Source organism: Streptomyces sp. NPDC093260 (genome assembly GCF_040683715.1).
GTDB classification, from domain to species: domain Bacteria; phylum Actinomycetota; class Actinomycetes; order Streptomycetales; family Streptomycetaceae; genus Streptomyces; species Streptomyces sennicomposti.
The window spans coordinates 1-20,014 of the sequence record NZ_JBFBEK010000026.1 but is presented as its reverse complement, the minus strand read 5'-3'; the positions used below and the strand labels follow the sequence as shown (position 1 = coordinate 20,014).

9 protein-coding genes and 1 pseudogene are annotated in these 20,014 nt (G+C 67.6%); 2 read left to right on the top strand and 8 right to left on the bottom strand.

The features are described from left to right. Positions 1–14 precede the first annotated feature (14 nt). On the bottom strand, positions 15–3,248 hold the full coding sequence (locus AB0N63_RS27425; protein ID WP_365532713.1) for a hypothetical protein: 3,234 nt from the start codon (positions 3,246–3,248) through the stop codon (positions 15–17). 833 nt (positions 3,249–4,081) lie between these two features. On the opposite strand from AB0N63_RS27425, the gene AB0N63_RS27420 reads away from it, so the two are divergent. Further along, on the top strand, positions 4,082–10,618 hold the full coding sequence (locus tag AB0N63_RS27420) for a polymorphic toxin-type HINT domain-containing protein (RefSeq protein ID WP_365532711.1): 6,537 nt from the start codon (positions 4,082–4,084) through the stop codon (positions 10,616–10,618). Between the two features lie 60 nt (positions 10,619–10,678). On the opposite strand, the gene AB0N63_RS27415 is transcribed toward AB0N63_RS27420, so the two are convergent. The 7 genes and pseudogenes from AB0N63_RS27415 to AB0N63_RS27385 form a co-directional block, all read right to left on the bottom strand. Next, the gene (locus AB0N63_RS27415; RefSeq protein WP_365532709.1) at positions 10,679–11,365 is read right to left on the bottom strand and encodes a hypothetical protein; all 687 of its coding nucleotides are present in this window, start codon (positions 11,363–11,365) and stop codon (positions 10,679–10,681) included. A gap of 53 nt (positions 11,366–11,418) precedes the next feature. After that, a pseudogene (locus tag AB0N63_RS27410) lies at positions 11,419–12,901 on the bottom strand (transposase); the annotation flags it as partial. Between the two features lie 59 nt (positions 12,902–12,960). Then, a complete protein-coding gene (locus AB0N63_RS27405; RefSeq protein ID WP_365532706.1) occupies positions 12,961–13,755 on the bottom strand; it encodes a TnsA-like heteromeric transposase endonuclease subunit in 795 nt (264 codons plus the stop codon). A 123-nt stretch (positions 13,756–13,878) separates the two neighbouring features. After that, positions 13,879–15,273: a DNA-binding protein gene (locus AB0N63_RS27400; protein ID WP_365532704.1), complete on the bottom strand. Its 1,395-nt coding sequence runs from the start codon at positions 15,271–15,273 to the stop codon at positions 13,879–13,881. A gap of 238 nt (positions 15,274–15,511) precedes the next feature. Then, positions 15,512–18,196 carry a Helicase associated domain protein gene (locus tag AB0N63_RS27395; protein WP_365532702.1) on the bottom strand — a complete coding sequence of 895 codons (2,685 nt, stop codon included), beginning with the start codon at positions 18,194–18,196 and terminating at the stop codon, positions 15,512–15,514. After that, the gene (locus tag AB0N63_RS27390; RefSeq protein ID WP_365532699.1) at positions 18,193–18,675 is read right to left on the bottom strand and encodes a hypothetical protein; all 483 of its coding nucleotides are present in this window, start codon (positions 18,673–18,675) and stop codon (positions 18,193–18,195) included. Before AB0N63_RS27390 ends, AB0N63_RS27395 begins: the two co-directional genes overlap by 4 nt. Positions 18,676–18,720: 45 nt before the next feature. Next, on the bottom strand, positions 18,721–19,065 hold the full coding sequence (locus AB0N63_RS27385) for a hypothetical protein (protein WP_365532697.1): 345 nt from the start codon (positions 19,063–19,065) through the stop codon (positions 18,721–18,723). Positions 19,066–19,315: 250 nt separating this feature from the next. Between AB0N63_RS27385 and AB0N63_RS27380 the strand changes: the two genes are divergently transcribed. Next, on the top strand, positions 19,316–19,612 hold the full coding sequence (locus tag AB0N63_RS27380; protein ID WP_365532695.1) for a hypothetical protein: 297 nt from the start codon (positions 19,316–19,318) through the stop codon (positions 19,610–19,612). Positions 19,613–20,014 lie beyond the last annotated feature (402 nt).

Sequence of the window (20,014 nt, the reverse complement as noted above, 5' to 3'; positions counted from 1 at the left end):
GCGCAAGATCGGCGTCAGGCGATGTTGGTGATGACGGTGTCCCAGCCGCTGAGGCCTACGAGTTTCGGTTTGCGGTGGGTGGTGGCGCTGCCGGGGTAGAAGAGCAGGCAACCGGAGGGGCATGTCGTGGTCTGGTCTGCTCCGCTGGTGTCGGTGTAGTTGACGGTGTAGTCGGGGTCGGCGGGGGTGGTGGCCCAGAGGTCGCCGTAGGTTTCACCGATGGCGGGTTGGAACTGGTGGTAGGTGATGTCGGTGCCGGCGTCGGGGTCGCTGTAGGTGCCCGTGGTGATGGTTCCCTGGACGTTGCCGGAAGAGGCGAGGTGGGGGCGTCGGTCCCAGCCGCTTGTTCCGTAAAGGGTCCGTGAGCCGAGGGAGAAGGCTCCGTTGGTGATGCGGCCGGGATAGAGGAAGATCTCGCCGGTGCCGGTGCCGGTGCCGGTGCCGGGGTCGCGGGCGAGGAGGTCCTGGACGCCGTCGCCGTTTTGGTCTCCGATGGCGAGGTTGGTGTAGTTCTTCCAGCCACCGTTGCCGATGATGGTGCGATTGTTCAGGTCGAACGGTTCGCTCTGGTCCTGTCCGCCGCCGGCGATGGTGTTGCCTGTGTAGAGGTAGAGTTTGGCGTCTGTGCAGGCGTCGGTGGTGCATTCGATGGTGATGAGGTCGTTGCCCGCTTCGTGGCCTGGTGTGGTGTTCTGGTCGATGTCCCCAGGGGCAATGATCTGTCGGATGCGGCCCCAGTCGGTGGCGGTGTCGATGTTCGGGTGGACGAGTTCGGTCCGGGTGTCGTAAGCGGCTCGGCCTAGTCCGTCGCCCCCGTAGACGTAGAGTTTGTCGTTGCTGAGGCGGACCACGAAGTCTTCGTAGCCGTCGGGTGCCGTGCCGGGGCCGGTGAAGCCGCGTAGGTCACCGCGGTGTGCGACGAGGGCGCCGCTCCAGCCGCCGGTTCCGACTGTTTCAGCGGAGGAGACTTTGCCGGTGCCGTCGCCCGCGTAGAGGCGCAGCTTTCCGGTGTTGTCGATGGCCACCATGTCGGTGTAGCCGTCGCCGGTGAGGTCACCGGCCAGGTCAGTGTGTGCCAGGCCGGTACCGGGATCTTTGCCGGGGGCGTAGACGAAGTCGGATGGGGTGGTGCTGAGGGTGACGGCGTCGGTGTCCTTGTCGTAGGGGGAGTGGTTGCCTGCCTTGTCGAAGGCGAGGACGTGCAGGGTGCTGTTCGGGGTGCCGCTGGGAGTGACGGTGACGCGTGCGCTGTGCTGGTTGGCGTTGACGTCGATCCAGTTGCCGTTGGAGCAGCGTGTGCTGGATATGGATATGTACTGGTCGGCGGTCCAGCAGAAGCCGGCCAGGTCGCTGGCGCTGTTGTAGAGCTGGATCTGGACGGGCTTGCGGGCGGTGTAGGTGTCGGTGGCTTCGTTGGCTGCTGTGCCGTCGAGGTTGGTGACCTTGACGGTTTCGGCAGGGCCGATGCGGTCGACGGTGAATCCGCAGGATGCGGTGTAGGCGCTCGTGGTGTTCTCATCGTCCCTGGCGCGGACCTTCCAGGTGTACAACCCGGTGGAGAGTTTGCTCGCGGCCACGGTGACTGAGGCGACCTGGCCGGTGGAGACCTTGTCGGTGAGGGAGGCGACTGTGGTGCCGGCGGAGTTGGTCACGGAGAACTCACCGGTGACCTTTCCGCCATCTTTGTCGATGAGTTTCGCGGTGAGCGCGATACCGCTGTTGCCGATCAGGCCGGTGCAGGCGACCGGCTTGTTGCCGTCTCCGCCAGGGCTCCATGAGCCTTCGTAGGCGTCGTGGTCGGCGACGGTGGGCTTGTAGTTGTACGTGACCTCCAGAGCCGGATTGTTGGTGAACCGCTTGAAGCTGTCGTGATCACCTTCGTGGCTGTCATCGGCCCGCAGGCCGAAGACGAGGGTGCCCCAGCCACTGTCGGCTGCCTTCTGCACATAGTTGGTGAGGGCGGTGGAGTGGTAGTCGTGGCCCAGATTGCCCGGGCAGTACGTGGGGTTGCCGTGGGTGTAGGAGGCCGAGTCGAGCTTGTCCGCCCAGCCCGGCTGGTTGTTCCAGGTGGGAGTGGTGCCGATGCCGCCGGTGGACCACAGCTCAGTTGACCCGGCGAGTGAGGCGTCGCATCCCCAGGAGTGGGTTTCAACGACGGCGAAGGTGGCATTGAGGATGTCTGCGCCTGCGAGGCCGTCAGTGTTCATCGCGAAGAAGGAGCGCGTCTTGCCGGTGCCGTTGAAACCGACCCGCGGTTCGTCGCTGGGGGTGTCGGAGTTCCAGCCGGAGCCGTTGGGGTAGTCGGCGTTCGGGGTGGCGGAGTAGACGACGGCCCACTTCTCGCGTGTACCGCCGGAGAAAGGCGGATCCACCACGAGCGGGAACTGGTCGGCCGTGGCCAGCAGGGTGGGGTCCGGTGTCAGAGTCAGCGTGCTGCCGGATACCTCGACACCCACAGGCGCTGTGCTCGGCTGGCCACCGGTGTCTCCTGCAGCGGCGACGGACATCTTCGACACCGCAGCCGCGGAGGTGGTAGTCGGCTGCTCCCACATCTTGGGGCGCGGGGCGCTGAAGACGACGTTTCCGTCGGCGTCGGTGGCGGTCAGGTTGTCGCCTGCGTCATCGGCAAGGGTGACGCCGACGGTCGTGACGCCGAGTTTGATGCTCCGCACAGCGGGATTGGCTGCGGCTTGCGGGGTGTTGATGATCAGGTCTTCTGCGAACCCGTCGACCTCGGCACTGATCTTGAGGTCGACGTCCGGCAGGACAGACTTGTACAGGGCGGTGTTGCCGTCCAGAACGGGCTGCGGAAGGGCGTCGGTCCAGGACAGGGACAGCTGCTTGCCGTCCTTGGTCATGGTGGCCAGCGTTGCGGTGCCGCCACCGGAGAAGGTGATGCCGAAGGTTGGTGAGGCCGGTCCCACAGTGCCGTCAGGACGCTGGACCATGGTGGCGTCCGCCTTCTTCCACACGCCCTCATAGCGGGACCAAACGGGAGTGGAGTACTGGCGACGCGTGGTGGTGCCGTCGGGGTTGGCGAAGGTCTCTGCGTCTACTTCGCGCCGGTCCACGATCTCGACGGGCTGCCCGGTCTTCGCGGCGAGGGCAGCTGCCTTGTTCTCGGAACTGGACAGGGGTGTGGAAGGTGACCCGTCTTCACCTGCGACCGGATCTGCGGCTACGGCGGGCAGGGCCTGAACGCTGACACCCGCTGCAGGGAAGGCGAGAGCCAGGAGAGTCGCTGCCACGCGTCTTTTCCTGCCGCGTGCGCGCTGAGGATATTTCATCAGGATCCTTTCAGGAAACACGCATCGGAGCGTACGTGAAACCCGTGGATTAAATCGCCAAGTATCAAGCCCCAAACCTGGCCAACGTTTGAAATATTGACGACTCGCGCATGTATTCACATTTCCTCCACAGGCCTCCTTTTTGTGAAGATTAATCTGCTTTGATCTTCATTGCCCCTGGTCGGGGCACATTGCCTCATGATGCAACGATGGAGATCGTTTTGCAGGGCGAGGGAAATAGGAGAGTTCCAAGTACTTCCCTTTTCCTCTTGTGTGCGGGGGGCCGAATCGGTTTTCCTGTCACTGATCTTTGTAGCGAGCAGGGTCTAGGGGTGGGGTTTTACATGGCGTTCCGCCGCAGCTTTGGCATGCCGTTTTCGGCGCATCGGTTGTTGCGGGCACACCGCCTGGTGACCGCTCTGGCGGGCATGCTCTCCGTGGTCCTGTGCGTGACCCTGCTCGAAGCCCCTGGCTGGGCCGCACCTGCTGCAGAGTTCTCGACGCGTCCGGTGCAGAAGACCGCATCAGTACCCGGTAAGGACCTGGTCCCCCACCACACGGTGGTGCGCTCGCAATCCGATCTGAACCTCTGGCATCCGCCAAGAAAGCCGGTCTGGCCGACCGCAGGGGAAGCAGACGTCTCACTGCCCGCAGTCGCCGCCAGCGCGGACGGGAAGCGCCGTGCTCGGGTGCAGGCCGGGTCGCTGCCGGTGCACGTCGGCAGGCCCTCCCACCCCGCCTCAAGTGGCAAGGGCGCGCGTGCTGCAGGCACCTCAGGCCCGAACCGCGTCCATGTGAGGGTCGCCGACCGCACGGCCACCCAGCAGGCCGGGATCGACGGCCTGTTGCTGTCGCTGCAGTCCGCTGACGCCTCCGCCACGGCCGGGGCGGCCGAGGTCCAGGTGGACTACACCGGCATCGCGTCGGCCTACGGCGCCGGCTGGGCCTCGCGTGTGCGCTTGGTGCAGCTTCCCGCCTGTGCGATGACCACCCCCAAGGCGGCCAAGTGCCGCCGAGGCGTGCCGCTTGCGGCGGACAATGACGTGGAGTCTCACACTCTGACCGCGACCGTGACGCTTCCTTCCGCCCAGGCCGCAGCAGGCTCGTTGTCGCCGACAGCCGCCAAGACGTCCGCGCAGAGCACGGTGGTGCTGGCCGCTGAAGCTGGTGCCTCCGGTGATGAGGGGTCGTTCAAGGCCACGTCACTGGCTCCGTCCGGGTCGTGGTCGGCGGGCGGGAACTCCGGTGGGTTCGGCTGGAGCATCCCCTTCGCAGTGCCGCCGGTGCCGGGCGGTCTGCAGCCCAAGGTCGGGCTGACCTACGACTCCTCGGCCGTGGACGGTCGTACGTCCTCCACCAACAATCAGACGTCCTGGATCGGTGAGGGCTGGGAGTACTCGCCCGGATACATCGAGCGCACCTATGCCCCCTGCGAGAACGACAAGGAGGACGGTAACAACACCGAGAAGGTCGGTGATCTGTGCTGGAAGTCCCCGAACGCGACCCTGTCGCTGAACGGCAGGTCCACTCCTCTGGTGTGGGACTCCGGCAAGAGCGTGTGGAAGCCGGCCGACGACGACGGCTCACGCGTCGAACTGATCAACGGCAGCGCCCCGAACGATGTGAACGGCGACCAGGACTACGAGTACTGGAAGCTCACCACCGTCGACGGCACCCAGTACTGGTTCGGGAAGAACCGCCTGCCCGGGTGGGGCAGCGGCAAGGCCGAGACGAACTCCGTCTTCACCGTCCCCGTCTACGGCAACCACAGTGGTGAACCCGGCCACGGCACGGACTTCGCCTCTTCCGTGCAGACCCAGGGCTGGCGCTGGAACCTCGACTACGTCGTGGACCCCCACAGCGACGCCATGGCCCTGTACTACGCCCAGGAGACCGGCTACTACGCGCAGAACAACAAGATCGACGATCCCGTCTCCTACATCCGAGGCGGCTACCTGACTCGTATCGACTACGGTCTGCGCGCAGGAGCAGCCCTCACCACGACGAACCCGGCAGGCCAGGTGAAGTTCGGCGTGTCGGACCGGTGCACGTCCAACTGCACCCTCGACGCAGACCATGCCACCAACTGGCCGGACGTTCCGGTCGACCTGGACTGCAAAGCCAACGAGCAGTGCCTGCAGGCTTCGCCGTCGTTCTGGTCCACCAAGCGTCTGACGTCGGTCAACACCTTCGCCCTGCAGGGCAGCACGATGCAGCCCGTCGACACCTGGTCGCTCACTTCGAACTACCCCGGCACCGGCGACGTCTCCACCCCCTCACTGTGGCTGGCCTCGATCCAGCACACCGCCAAAGCAGGGGACCTCACCGACCTGACCCTGCCGACTAAGATCACCACCGGCGGCACGCTGATGCCCAACCGGGTCGACTCCGCCGAGGGCCGCCCCCCGCTGAACAAGTACCGCGTCACCCGCATCACCAGCGAGACCGGCGCCGACACGCTGGTCACCTACAGCCCCACCGAGTGCACCACCGCAAACCTGCCCGCACCGGACAAGAACACCAAGCGCTGCTATCCGTCCTGGTGGACGCCGGACGGCGCAATCGACCCCGTCAAGGACTGGTTCCACAAGTACGTCGTGACCCAGGTGGTCGAGGACGACACCACAGCCGGCACCGGATCGGCGTCCAAGACCACCACCTACGAGTACGCCGACGGGCCCAACTGGCGGCGGGACACGCACGAATTCACGCTCGACAAGCACCGCAGCTGGAACGACTTCCGCGGATACGGCACCGTCCGCACCCTGACCGGCACGACCAACCGCACCAAGACCGAGAACACCTACTTCCTCGGCATGGCCGGCGACACCCTCGCCGACGGCAGCACCCGAGACGTACCCAAAATCAACGGCATCACCGACCGAAACGACTTCTCCGGCCGCACAGCCGAGATGCGCACCTACGACAAGGACGGCACCGGCGGCAAGATCGTCGCCAAGACCACCTATATACCCTGGGAGTCCGACGCCACGGCCACCCAGCACATCACCGGGATCACCGACCCCCACAAGCCGGGAACCGCCGGCCCCAAACTCCCCGATGCCGTCGCCCACTTGTCCGGGACGGTCACCGAGAAGGCCTCCACGCTCCTCGACGACGGCACGACATGGCGCACACTGACCACCGCCCGCACCTACGACCCGGTCTACGGCCTCCTCACCTCCCAGGGCGACGACGGAGACCCCGATCACGGCGTCAAGCCCGTATGCACCCGCACCACCTACGTCACCCCCGACAAGAGCAACTGGCTGATCGCCTACCCCAGCGAAGTGGTCAACGCCATCTCACCGCTCTGCCAGACCGGAATCCTCAATACCTCCATCATCAGCGCCTCCCGGACCTCCTACGACGACCAGTCACTGGGCACCGCACCCAAGCCCGGCCAGGTGAACGTCACCAAAACGGAGCAAGCGGCGAAACTCGACGCGAACAACGCTTTCATCTGGGAGACCATCAACCAGGCCGCCTACGACCAGTACGGGCGCGTGACCACCAGCACCGGCCAGGACCAACAGACCACCACCACCGCCTACACGCCGGCCACCGGCGCACAGCCCACCACTGTCACCGTCACCAACCCCAAGGGCCAGACGACCACCACCACCTTCGACGGGCTGCGCGGCCTGACCCTCAAAGCCACCGACGCCAACGGACGCACGGCGACCAGCGAATACGACAGCCTGGGCCGCCTGACCAAGGCATGGAGCACCGGCCGGGCCACCACCGACGACCCCAACGTCACCTTCACCTACAGCATCTCCGCCACCACGCCGTCATCCGTCACGACCAAGAAACGCCATGAAGACGGGACCTGGGGCACCTCCGTCACCCTCTACGACTCCCTCCTGCGCGCGCGCCAGACCCAGACCGATGCCGTCGGAGTGACCGGTCGCACCGTCACGGACACCTTCTACGACACCCACGGCCGTGCCTTCCAGACCGACGCGCCGTTCTACAACGACCAGCCCGTCTCCACGAACCTGCTCACCGTCACGCCGAACCAGATTCCCGCGTCGACCGTCACCGAGTACGACGGCCGCAGCCGGCCCACCGCCGCGGTGACCCTGTCCCTGAACGTGGAGAAGTGGCGCACCACCACCACCTACGGCGACACCTGGACCGCCACGCTGCCCCCGGACGGCGGAACAGCAGAACTCTCCATCAACGACATCCGCGGCCGCACAATCGAACGACGCGAATACAAGGACCGCAACCCGATCATCAGCGCGCCCGCCGACCAGTACGAAGCCACCCACTACACCTACGACCCGGTCGGCAACCTCACCAAGGTCACCGACGCCTCCGGCCGCAACACCTGGACCTACACCTACGACCTGCGCGGGCGCCAGACAGCATCCAGCGACCCCGACAAGGGAGCCAGCACCACCGTCTACGGCACAGACGGCCGCGTGGCCACGACCACCGACGCCCGCAACATCACCCTGGCCACCACTTACGACGAACTCGGCCGCAAGAGGAGCCTGAGGCTCGGCTCCACCATCGGCACCAAAATCGCCGAGTGGACCTACGACACCGCCACCGGCGGCAAGGGACTTCCCGCCACCTCCATCCGCTACGACACCTCCGTCGCCCCTGCCGCCGCCTACAAGACGGAAGTGACCGGCTACGACACCGCCGGAAACCCGACCGGCACCAAGGTGACCGTGCCCTCAGTGACCGGAGAGGAAAAACTCGCTGGCACCTACACCGTCGCCACCGCCGCCACCCCCGTCAACGGCCTGCCCGCCACCACCGCCTACAGCACCACCAACACCAACGCCACCACCGCCCTGCCCGCGGAAACAGTCACCAACCACTACGTACAGGACCAGCTCTCCATCGTCGACGGAACCCTGAACCAGGCCTACCTGCGCGGGGCCACCTACACACCCTTCGGAGAGCTCGCCCAGGCCCAGCTCGGCAACCTCGGCACCCTCGTCACCCAGACCCTCAGCTACGACACCATCACCCGGCGCCTGGCCACCTCGATCACCGACCGGGAGGCCGCCGGCCCCAAAACCCTCTCCAACATCAAGTACAGCTACGACACCGTCGGAAACGTCACCCGGATTCGAGACGACCAGAACGACGGCACGATCGTCGACGACCAGTGCTTCACCTACGACTGGGCCCGGCGCCTGAGCGAAGCCTGGACCACAGGAGACGGCTGCACCACCAAACCCGTCAACGGCACCGGCACACCCAACCTTGGCACCACCGACCCCTACTGGACCAGCTGGACCTTCACCGACAGCGGCGACCGCGCCACCGAAACCCAGCACACAGCAGGCCCCGTCACCGCCGACACCACCCGCACCTACAGCTACCCCACCACCACCGGCGCCGCCCAGCCCCACGCCGTCCGCACCGTCACCGCCACCGGAGGAGCAACCGGCGCCGACACCTACCAGTACGACACCACCGGCAACCTGACCAAGAAGACCCCCGTCGCCGGCCCCGCCCAGGACCTCACCTGGAACGAGGAAGGCAAACTCGCCACCTCCACCGTCTCCGGCGCCACCACTAAATTCCTCTACGACGCCGACGGCACCCGCCTCCTCAAGCGGGAACCCACAGCCACCACCCTCTACCTGCCCGGCGGACAAGAACTCGTCCTCACCAAATCCAGCGGCGCCCTGGCCGGCACCCGCTACTACACCGTGCCCGGCGGCTCAGCCGTACGCACCAGCAGCGACGCCAGGGTCCGCATCCTCATCGCCGACCCCCACGGCACCAACACCCTGTCCATCTCTGCCACCACCCTCGCCGTCAACCGTCGCAAAACTCTCCCCTACGGAGCCCCCCGCGGTACCGCCCCCACCTTCTGGCCCGGCCAGAAAGGCTTCATCAACGGCGACACCGACCCCACCACAGGCCTCACCCACATCGGCGCCCGCGACTACGACCCCATCACAGGCCGCTTCATCAGCGTCGACCCCCTCCTCGAACTCGACAAACCCCAAACCATCGGCGGCTACGCCTACAGCGCCCACAACCCCATCACCTACAGCGACCCCACAGGCCTGCACACCTTCGAGGGCGACGAAGGCGGATGGACCGACACCCATGGAGACAAGGCCACCGACCCCCCTTCCGGCGGCAACAGCGGTGGTGGCGGCGGTGGTGGAGGTGGCGGTGGTGGAGGTGGCGGTGGTGGAGGTGGCGGCGGTGGAGGTGGCGGCGGTGGAGGTGGCGGCATAGGCAGTAAGCTCAAAGGCTGGCTCAAAGGCGGCGTTGAGGCGGTAGACGAGGTATTTTACGGCACTGTCGGGATAGTTCCGCACTTCGCCGCAAACTTTCAGCCTCTCTGGGACGGCGACTGCTGGGACGACGACACGGGAGGGTGCGACCTCGGTGGTGATTATGACCGCTGGATCGCAAGCCAGGGCATTGACACTTCATCGGCAGGGTTGTACCAAGTGCCTGGCTTCCTGGTCGAACTCGCCGCTTCCAAGGAAGGACCGGAAGGCGCTGTAGAGAGCTCTGCCACCAAAGCCGGGAAATCCACCAAGGTCGTCGACCTCTGCAGCTTCGCCCCGAAGACGCCGGTCCTCTTGGAAAGCGGAAAATCTAAACCTATCGACGAGATTAAAATCGGAGACCGGGTTCAGGCGGCCAACCCCAAGACCGGTAAACACCAGGGGGCCCGCACAGTCCAGCACGTGTGGATCAACCACGACCACGACTTGCTCGATCTCACCATCCGCACTAGGGACGGCCACACCACCACCCTCCACACCACCGCCAACCACCCCTTCTGGGACAACACCACTCACACCTGGATCCCCGCCGGCAAACTCCACAAGGGAGACGCTCTCAACACAGCCACCAACACGCACGTCTACGTCATCGCCACCCACCCCACACCTGGCGCCGCCAACCGCTGGAACCTCACCGTCCAGCAGCTCCACACGTACTATGTGCTGGCGGGCGAGACTCCGGTACTCGTTCACAACAGCAACTGTGGCCCGTTCCTGAAGGATTTGCCGAAGGACTACTCGCGGCGCACTGTAGGAATTCTTGATGTCGGGGGTGATCAACTGCCGATGATCAGTGGTCCAGGCGGTCAGTCAGGACTCCTCAAGAACCTCCCAGGTCGTACGAAGGCCAACGGGGAGCACGTGGAGACTCACGCAGCAGCGTTCTTGCGTATGAACCCGGGTGTCAGAAAGGCCGTGCTCTACATCGATTACCCGACGGGGACCTGCGGAACATGCGGAAGTACATTGCCTGACATGCTGCCCGAGGGTGTTCAGTTGTGGGTGATCTCGCCGCGTAGGACTGAAAAATTCACGGGACTTCCTGACTGAGACAGGAAAGTAATCGGCGGCCGATCCACCTGGATCGGCCGCCGATTTGTGTTTCACTATCTACCAGGGCAGTTGTTCATCGGTTGTGTAGTCCTGAACGCCAGAGTATGAGCGCCACTTGATTCCTGGCATATTTTCCGCCCAGGTGAGATCGCCTGACTCCCTCGCTGCGAGGGTGATGTCATGACCTGCATCGGGATCGTCACTCGGGTGGACGAGGGCCAGCCAGCTCTCGCCGAGGAGGATGCGCGAATCGCGGGCCGGCCAGTTCCACGCAGGGAAGGGGAGCCCATGGCTCCCTTCCCGAGACCAGAGCCAATCTGCCGGGACTTCTTGCGCGACTTTCGTCGCAGGAGCCCCCAGGATTGCCTCCAGGATTGTGGCGTGAATCAAGAAATCTGAGAGCCGCTCGCCAGTCCGTCGCCACGGGGTCGGTTCATCGGACGGCTCTCGCTCGTACACGAAGCAATCTTCGCTTTTTGGATCGAATGCCCAAACCCAATTTCCTTGGTTCTCAACCCAGAACGGAATCTTTCCGTCTTCTGCTGCGAGTTCCGCGAGGGGGATGGCGTAGTTATGTGAAGTGATCTCCCCGCCCCACTGGGCAGAGATTTCATGCCACTCGACAAGCTCCCTGGGTGCATCAGGTGATTCCCGCAGTCTCACATTGGGTGATTTTGGGGCACCGTACCACCTCTGCAGAAATCGCAGCAGGTCCGAGCTGTCCGTGGGGGCGAGAGAGTTCATGTGAGACATTATGCGCTACATGACGGCATCGACGGGGGCTGAGGCTTTTCCACGGTGATCGCCTGCCAGCGCACCGGCAGCAGTTCCAGGTAGTCGTCTCGGGTCAGGGGCACGCGTACATAGCCGGCGACCGAGACGAGGGCGCCCCACATCTGGTTCGGCGTCAGCGCCGCTCTGGGCAGAACGGGATGACGCAGCCCTTCGTGGGGGCGGTGGTGGTAGTGGACGAGCCATTCGTCGAGGAGATCCTGCAGCTGCGCGACGGTGAAGCACGCTTCGCGTTCGGCGTCGCGGCCCCGGCGGGTGATGTCGGAGCCGGTGTAGCCGGGCAGGTGCTGGCAGAACAGCGAATTGATCGAGCCGAAGGTCCGCTCGACGATGCCTTTGACAGTGGGGGAGTAGGGAGGGGCGGGGTGCACGCTGACGCCGAGGGCTTCGCACGCGGCGGTGAACGCGTGGGACAGGAAGACTTTGCCCCGGTCGACGATGATCGTCTCAGGGATGACGACGGGGCGGGCGGCCCCTTGCTCGAGGCGTTCGTCCAGGCTCAGCAGCCGCTTGTGGGCGGGTAGTTGGGTGTGGGCGAAGCGCAGGGCGTCGGGCCAGGTGGGGCGGGCGGGGTGGGGCACGGCCATCTGGGCCAGGAGCAGGGCCGCGTCCACGGCCTGCGTGCCGCCCGGACACAGCACGGCGGCCAGGATCGCGCGCGTGGCGACATCTACCGCGATGGTCATCTCGGGCCGACCGAGGGTCCCGTCGTCGAACAGGGCGAGGACGTCCAAGCGGGTGGTGTCGATCTGCACCTGCTCCCCGGGCCGCAGCGCGACGGTGGGAGTGTGGCCGCGTCCGTCCTCGGTGATGGGCGCGGTGCGCACAGAACGTGCGGGATGGTCGGCGGGGCCGGCGAGCTGGCGCACGAGCCGGTAGAAGGTGGCCTGGGCCGGCATCGGCACGCTGCCGCCGTGACGGTCCTGAAGGACCTGCGCGACCCGTGGCATCAGCGCGCTGATGGTGCCCTTGGAGCGGCCCCGCTGCTTGCGCAGCACGTCCTTGACTGCGGCGACCATCCTTTGGTCCTGCCGCCCGGTGGGGCTGGGGCCGCGGGTGGTGCGGTGGTCGACAAGCCCCCACAGGCCTTGCTTGCGGTAGGCGAGCCGCATGCGCTGCACCGTGGTGCGCGAGACCCGGCCGAACCCGAGCGCGGTCAGCTCCTGGGCCTTGGCCTGCTCCCGTTCGGCCAGCGTGTACCGCTCGGGGTCGTACTGCTCGCGCACTGCTCCTTCGCTGCCGGGCCCGCCAGGCAGGCCGCATTCGACTTCCCTGACGTGCCGCTGCCACGCCAGCGCCTTCTCACGCGCCGCGGCGGGGGGCGGTCTCGAACAGCCCCCACTGCGGGGCCGCTTGAGGCGCATCGGCCCCGACGACGGTGAAGCCGGGGTCGGCGAACAGATGCCCGGCGAGTACGGCCTGGCCGCCGCCGTCCGGCCCGACCAGATGGATGCTCTGCCCCGAAACGGCGACCACTTGCCACTTCATGCCACGGAAGCGGATGTGAGCACCGACCTTCACGGCCGGCCGGGCATTGCGCCGCACGCTCACCCGGCACCACCCGTCTTGCCCGGGTTGCTCCAGCCCCGCGGGCCGACGAGGACGCGTTCGTGCAGCGGCGTGTCCAGGCCGGCCGTCAGCTGTCCGTGCCACAGGGCGTGGAAAACGCAGGGGAGGACCTCGATCGGGTCGCCGACCGCTTCGGTGCCCTCGATCAGCGGCCGCGGCCGCGCGAACGCCTCCAGGACGGACTCCGTCAGTCCTGGCCGGCCGGCGTTGCGGGGGTGACGGTAGCCGGCCAGCCACTTCAGGTTGGCGGCCAGCACGTCGTCGAGCGGCGGCAGACGCCGGTAAGCCCAGCCGATGTCCGCGCACGCCTGCGCAACCGCCTCGGCGGCCTTCCTCGAGCGTTCCCCGCCCGCGCCCGCGTGGCCGGGGCAGTCGGCGAGCAGCGCGGTGCCGTCGGCACGCCGGGCGAACAGCTGCGGCACCCAGGAACGCACCCGCCCACGCCGGTCACGCCACAGCAGCCGTACCGGCCGCCCCGCCAGTCCCGTCACGTCAGGGTCGCGGTCCAGGACCATCAGCTGGGTGCGCATCGCGTTCGATCCGGCCGCTACATGCCGCCCGGTGGTCGCCGACCACCACAGGCCCGGTCCCCAGCGCCGCCCCGGGATGACCGGGAACGCTGACACCGGCGCCAGGTCCTCGAACGCCACGGTCATGGCGGCATCGGCCCACCGCTGCTGCACTGTCTGCCCCACCGGGTCAAGGAACACCGCCTCGAACCCGCCCACCTGGGCCACGCCCGCTCGCCCTTCCCGGCCCTGGGGACGGGTCATTCCTGTGCTGATCACCTGCGTCAGCCAAGCCGCGCCCGACCGCCCGGACAGCCGTTTTCAGTGTTTCTGCCACGAACGAGTGCCGTATCAGCTAACAGCCGACTTCTCCCTGGCGCACCGTGCTCAGCCGCCCTCCTCCCGCCCGTCCGCGGTCAGCATCTCCCGGAGCACCTCGACGGGCATGTCCACCCACCGGGCCACCTCCTGAAGCGGCACGCCGCCGTTGACTGCCGCCAGGGCAGTCCGTTTCCAGGCGTTCTCGATCAGGCCGGCGCTGTGACCGAGGCCGCGCAGCAGCCGCCGGGCGACGTCGGCAGTAGGACCGGTCTGCACCCCGCGCAGCTGCAGCAGCTGCTCCTGGACGCTGTCGAGCGTGCTGGTGATTAGCATGCGCTGCTCGGCGGGCACCGCAGCCCGCCACATCGTCCCCGACCCGGGCGCCTTCTTCTCCTTGCCCAGCACCCGCAACTGTCCGGCCATGGTCGCGGGCTGGTGCTCCTGGCGCAGCCACCACGGGTCATTGCCGTACCCGGGCGGCCCCCCGGCACCACGGCGAAGACGGATGACGCTGCCCATCCACGCCAGAAGCGGCCCGCCGTGGTCCGCCGCGGCCAGCGGCCCCAGCCAGGGCCGGCCGACCTGCTCACCGAGCCTGCGGCAGAACATCCCGTCGGCGGGCAGCGCCCGCGGCCGCCCGGCACCGCTGTCGGCCCACACCAGCTCCGCCATCACCGGGTCCAGCAGCGCCTCGGCCACCGCCACCACCTCCGGGAAGACAACCGCATCCCGCCCCACGATCCGCCACCGCTCCAGATCCTCTCCGGCATCCCCGCCCGCAACCTCATGCAGGCGCCGCGGCCAGATCGCCTCCCGCTCCCAGCCGTACGCCTGCTCCCACCACCGGGCCACCACCGCATACGCCAGCGCGAACACCCGCTCCGGCTCCGCACCCACCCGCACCGCCCGCCGCCCCACCGAGACCCACCGCCGCTGCGCCTCCACCACCTCCGGCAGGCCCCGCAGAGCGAGATGCTCCAGCGGCTGGTTGGCGTCCGCGTCCAGCAGCCACCGCCCATGCCGCGCGCACACCCGCTCCCACCTCGGCGCGTACCGCACCGCCCGGAGAGCCGTCCCCGTACGCCGCGCCGTGCACAGCCGGCAGCCGAACGCCACCGGACCGGCGACCGCGCCACCGACCCGCCACAGCCCCACCGGATCTTCATCCTCGGCGCGCAGCTTGGCGTCTTCTTCTCCCCAGGACGGCAACGCCCGTGCCAGCACGCCTTCCTCGACGCCGCACATGCCTGCCAGGAGCCGGCGTCCGGCCGCGCTCAGCAGCACCTCGGCATCGGCCCGTGCGCCTCCGCCCTCGTGCCCGGGCTGGTAGTTGCGCCAGTGCCAGCAGGACCGCAACGCCTTAGCTTCCAGCCCGTAGTGGCTCGCGACGCGGCAGATCAGCGACGAGGTCGTCTCTCTCTGCAGGGGAGCGGTCCGCAGGAGGACGGGGTTACGGGTCACTCCACCACAGTCTCGTGTTCACAGCCCGGGCGGACGTCTTCGCAAAAGATGCGCAACGTTCGGTCGGTCAGTCAGGGGGTCGTCGAGGAGGCGCACGTCACCCGTGCCGGTGAGAGTCGCCGGGGAGCCGCACGGTGTTGTTTTGCCGGTCGCGACCGCGCCCAGTACGTGCTGCGTACGCGAAATGCACGCTTCACGGCACGCCCGCTGCGCCTGGGCGGCTGATGCTCCACGGCTGTCAGGCCCACTGCACGCCGAGCTCCCGCAAGGCGTGGAGCTGCTCCGCTGTGAGTTTGCCGCGTCGCTGTTTGGTGTTGGAGATCCACACGCCGAGTCGGACCGGGACCGGCTCGGGTTCGCCGTCGACCGTGACCTCGATGACGGTGTTGCGGGGTACGGGCCGCCTGCCTTCGCGTTCGACCCACTGCGCCAGGGCCGCCAGTCCCCGCTGGAACGCCGCCTGTGCTTTGCTTCCGGCCTTCCTCGCTGCGCCTTGGGCGGCTGGTGCCGCAGCCGGTGCCTCGTCCGGTGTCACGCCCAGCCGGGTCAGTCGTTCCTGCTGTTCGGTGGTGAGCTGTTTCCAGGTGCTGGGCTGTTTCTGTCGTCGGAGCCAGCGTCCGAGGTCGTCGTTGTCGTGGAGGATGCCGGGTGCGATGTCGGGAAGCCGGCCGCCTGGTTCGTCGGCGGCGAGGTCGGCGAGGACCCGGTAGTGCCGTTGCCAGTTCAGCGGCCAGGGGCAGTTCCAGTCCGGGTCGATCGCGGTCAGCTGCTGCGCGCGCTCCGCCGCCCGCTCGGGGTCCTTTCCGAGGCCGCCCTTGCGGCGGAGGTTGGCCATGTGCTGCCCAACGGGTACCAGCCCCCCGGCCTCGCTCTCGCCCCACACCTGGTCCTGGCGGGGTGCGAGGTGGCCTGTGGCCTGCCGGTAGGAGCGGAGTGCGGCGAGTTTGTTCTCCCAGGCTTCTTCGCTGGGCTCCCAGACCATGCCTGCCTCGGGGGCGTCGAGGAGCTTCTTGCGCCGCGGTTCGAGTTCCCCGGCCCGTAGCGCTTTGCGCTGCTGGTGGACCCATCGCCCCAGCGGAAAGGCCTTCGTGACGCCGACCTCGGTCTCCGTGTCGTAGGGGACGGCGTGCAGCCCGGTGATCTCGTTTTCCTTCCGCCAGCGCAGCAGCGCCTGATAGCCCTCCAGCCAGACCAGGGATTCGGGCCGGTAGACGCGGGTGCGCAGGAACGCCGCGATCGTGGCCGCGTCGCGCGGGCTGGAGAAGTGGAGCAATGCGGACTCGACCGTACCGTCGGTGCCGCCCTCCCGGTCCTCGCCGGCGTCCCCGCCGCTGGTTGCGATGATCTGCCCGTCGGTGTCGCGCTGGATGTGGGTCTTGCGTTTGCCGCTGGTGAGCGCACGCGAGGCCAGCTGCTCGACGAGTCGTTCATCGTGGGAGCGCAGGCCCTGGAGGACAGCGACGAGCGGTCTAAAGCTCGCGGAGGCGATCATGTCGGTGGGGTCTTCGCCGGGCTCGAGGAAGACGGGCACGATGATCCGCGCGACCTTCGTGGAGCCATCGCGGTTGGGCCGCAGCGCGCGGCCGATGTTCTGCACGATCTCGACCTGTGAGCCGCGGGTGTCGGCGAAGCAGACCGCCTCCACGCCCCGCTCGCCGGTGATGTCGACGCCTTCCCCGAGGACGCGGCAGCTGGCGAGGAACGCCCGGTGGACGCGCCTACCCTCGGCGTCGATGCCGTTGGCGAACTGGCGGAGGGCTTCGCGTCGTTCGGTGACGAGGTGGTCGCCGCACAGCCACGCCGACCACACCCGCTCCGGCGGTACGTGCCGGCCGGCCTCGAGTTCGTAGAAGGCCGCGTCGATGGAGGACTTCGGCAGCTTGTCGGCGGCGGCCAGGTCCTCGTCGGTGGCGTCGTTGACGTACAGCGCGGCTGCCGTCTCGGGGAGCTTCTCCGCGAACGCGGCGGCTTCCTCGACCTTCTGGTGGAACGTCATGACGGTGCGCAGGTTGTACGCAGCGGCGTGCTCCAGGAGCGCCGTCTGCAGCAGCGCCAGACGCCGGCCCCGCCGGGCCTCCTCCGACTCCCCGACGATGGGGGAGGGGTCGTGGATCTCCAGGACGTCGATCTCGAACCCGGCGAGGATGCCCCGCTCGACGGCCTCCGCGAGCCCCAGTTCGGCGCCGGGAAGCCACGCACCGAAGGTGCCGTCCGGGTCGTCGGCCATGGTCGCGAGCTCCACCTCCTGGCCGTCCGGGCCCTTCTGCGGCCGGGGCACGGCGAGGATGCGCGGGGTCGCGGTCAGGTAGAGCCGGTAGTCGGCGGGGATGCGGGCGTTGTCGTGGATCGCCGCCCACGGCCGACCAAGATCACCCGCGGTCGAGTGGGCCTCGTCCACGATGGCGAGGTCGAACGGGGCCATCCGCTGGCCGTAGAGCCGTTCCCCGCCTGCCAGGGCGGCTTCCAGCGGCCCGCGGACCGTTCGCTGGCCGGTCGGGTCCTCCGGGTCCTCGCGGTCCACGAGGGAGGCGTAGGTGGCGAACACGACCACGGGCCCGGTTCCGGCCCACAGCGCGAGCTGGATCGCATTCGTGGTGGTGCGCACCCCCAGCGAGCCCAGCACCGGGTCGTTCTCCAGCGAGCACACCGCCACCATCGGCGCCCGATGCCCGACCGCCCGCCACGCCTGGGCGGTCTGTGCGAGCAGGTCCAGGGTGGGCACGGTCACGAGGATCCGCCCGCTAGGGAAGCACTCCAGCGCGCTCGCGGCTGCCGTGATCGTCTTGCCCGATCCGGTGGCGGACACCAGCGTGCCCCGGGCCCCCTCAGCAGGCACGGAAGATCTTGCAAAGAATTTGACCCATTCCCGAATACTCGTTTTCTGGGTCACCTGATGTTCCCGGAGGCTGATCACAGAATTCATCCTTTTCTTTTCCCGGGTGGCATCAGGTTCCTCCACCACGACCCCGACGAGGCAGCGGACGCGCCAGAGGCAAAGGCGGGGCGGGGGTACCTGTCGATCCCGCCGCGTGCGGGCAGCTCGTCCTCGAAGTCGCAGGCCGCTACGGCCTTGAAGCCACCGTGCCACAGCGCTTCGAGCACGGCTGTGACGGCCTGCACCACCTCGTCCGGCGCTCCTGCCAGGGCCTCGCACTCCAGCACGGTCGGCCACTGAAGGAAGTCGGAGGGGTGGGCGTGCCGGCCGGTGGCGTAGTCGTTGTGCTCGCCTTCCACGCGCACCGGCCCGACGGTCAGCTCCGGACCGCTGTCCTCGAGGCCGAGGGCGTCTCGAAGCCGGCTCACAATCCGCGGGGCGGCTACCGCGTCCACGTAGATCGAGGCGTCGCTGTAAGGGGAGTCCGGGCCGAGGCGCAAAGACCCGCGATCATTCATCACGCGCACTCCCTAGAGTTTCCGCCGGTACGAGGGCGAGGAAGCACGATGTGTTCACCGGCCGAAGCGGCCCTTCTTGGGAGGTTCGGCAGGGACCAGCTCCTGCACGTGAACAAGTTCCGCCACGCGGATGTTCAGGTGCTCGGTGTATGTGGTCGGTGACTTGTCGCCCTTCGCCCAGGACGACTCGGTCAGCTCCACAAGCCAGCTCGTCGGTGACGTACGGAAGACCAACCGGCCGCACGGGTCGGAGGCAGTGCTGCGCCACGGGGGGCGGGTACGGGCGGTCTCCTCAGCGCGCGCAAGAGCCTCCTCCTCTCCGCCCTCGACGGAGATCTTGTCCACCAGGCTCCACTCCCCGTACTTGACCCGCTCCACCAGCACGTACCAGCCCACCATCCCGCTCCTCCCTGAGTACGGTGACCACCGTCATGCTCAGCTCGACTGATATCCAGGTGATCGGCCGCTGCCTGCGCAAAGTACCGAGGCTATTGTGTCTCCCGACCTGCTACCGGGTGTCCCCGCTCTACGCCAATGCTACATGCTGCATCACATCGAGATGCGGACTTGCGAGACCCCTCGACCAGTCCCTGCCACAAAATCCCCCGTGGCTCCGATGGCCATCGTGCATCGGGGTACACGGTGCCGCATGGCACCGAAGACCGAACGCATCCAGTTCCTGCGGGCCGTGCGGCAACTGCGCCGTATCCGCTCCTTCTACGCTGCGGCCATTCTGCTGTGGACAGGATCCGCCCTGTGGACCAGTTGGCAGGCACCCGGGAGCCGGCAGATGTGGGTGTCCGTCCTCCTCGTGGCCGTCTTCACCGTACTGCTCGTCACCGCGAGCCTGTCCCTGCGGCGTCTCGCCGCTCCCGCCACGGGTCGGCCCGTGCACCACGCTGCCCCGTACAAGCTGCCAAGCACCCGCCGTCCCACTCACGCCTGAGAGCCCGTCACCCTGCTCACGAGTCAGCCAGACCCAAGCCGCGCGCCCGCTTGAGGCGGGGTCATGTGGCCTGTTGACAGCCCGTGGGACCGAACCACACAAGCCCCCCGTTCTTGCAGGCGCCCGGGCCGCAGGCCCGCTGGCCGGCCCGCGCAGCGGGTCCGGCCTTCGTGGCGCACAGCGCCACCAGGTGGCTGGAGCGCAGCGGAGGCCACCCGGGGCCGAAGGCCCCACAGCTCCGGGAGCGCAGCGGACGGAGCATCACCCGACTTGCGCAGCAAGTCGGGTGAGCGGGACGCGCAGCGTCCCGCCAGCGCTCCCGCGGAGCGGGAGCGCAACACCCGCGCGCAGCGCGGGTGTTCGCTTGCCCATCGCGCAGCGATGGGGTACCCGCTCCGCGGG

What these genes read in the sequence shown, in the direction of transcription:
- AB0N63_RS27405 (WP_365532706.1), bottom strand. Translation starts at nt 13,755, where the DNA reads ATGACCCGTCCCCAGGGCCGGGAAGGGCGAGCGGGCGTGGCCCAGGTG.
- AB0N63_RS27385 (WP_365532697.1), bottom strand. Translation starts at nt 19,065, where the DNA reads ATGGTGGGCTGGTACGTGCTGGTGGAGCGGGTCAAGTACGGGGAGTGG.
- AB0N63_RS27415 (WP_365532709.1), bottom strand. Translation starts at nt 11,365, where the DNA reads ATGAACTCTCTCGCCCCCACGGACAGCTCGGACCTGCTGCGATTTCTG.
- AB0N63_RS27380 (WP_365532695.1), top strand. Translation starts at nt 19,316, where the DNA reads ATGGCACCGAAGACCGAACGCATCCAGTTCCTGCGGGCCGTGCGGCAA.
- AB0N63_RS27395 (WP_365532702.1), bottom strand. Translation starts at nt 18,196, where the DNA reads ATGAATTCTGTGATCAGCCTCCGGGAACATCAGGTGACCCAGAAAACG.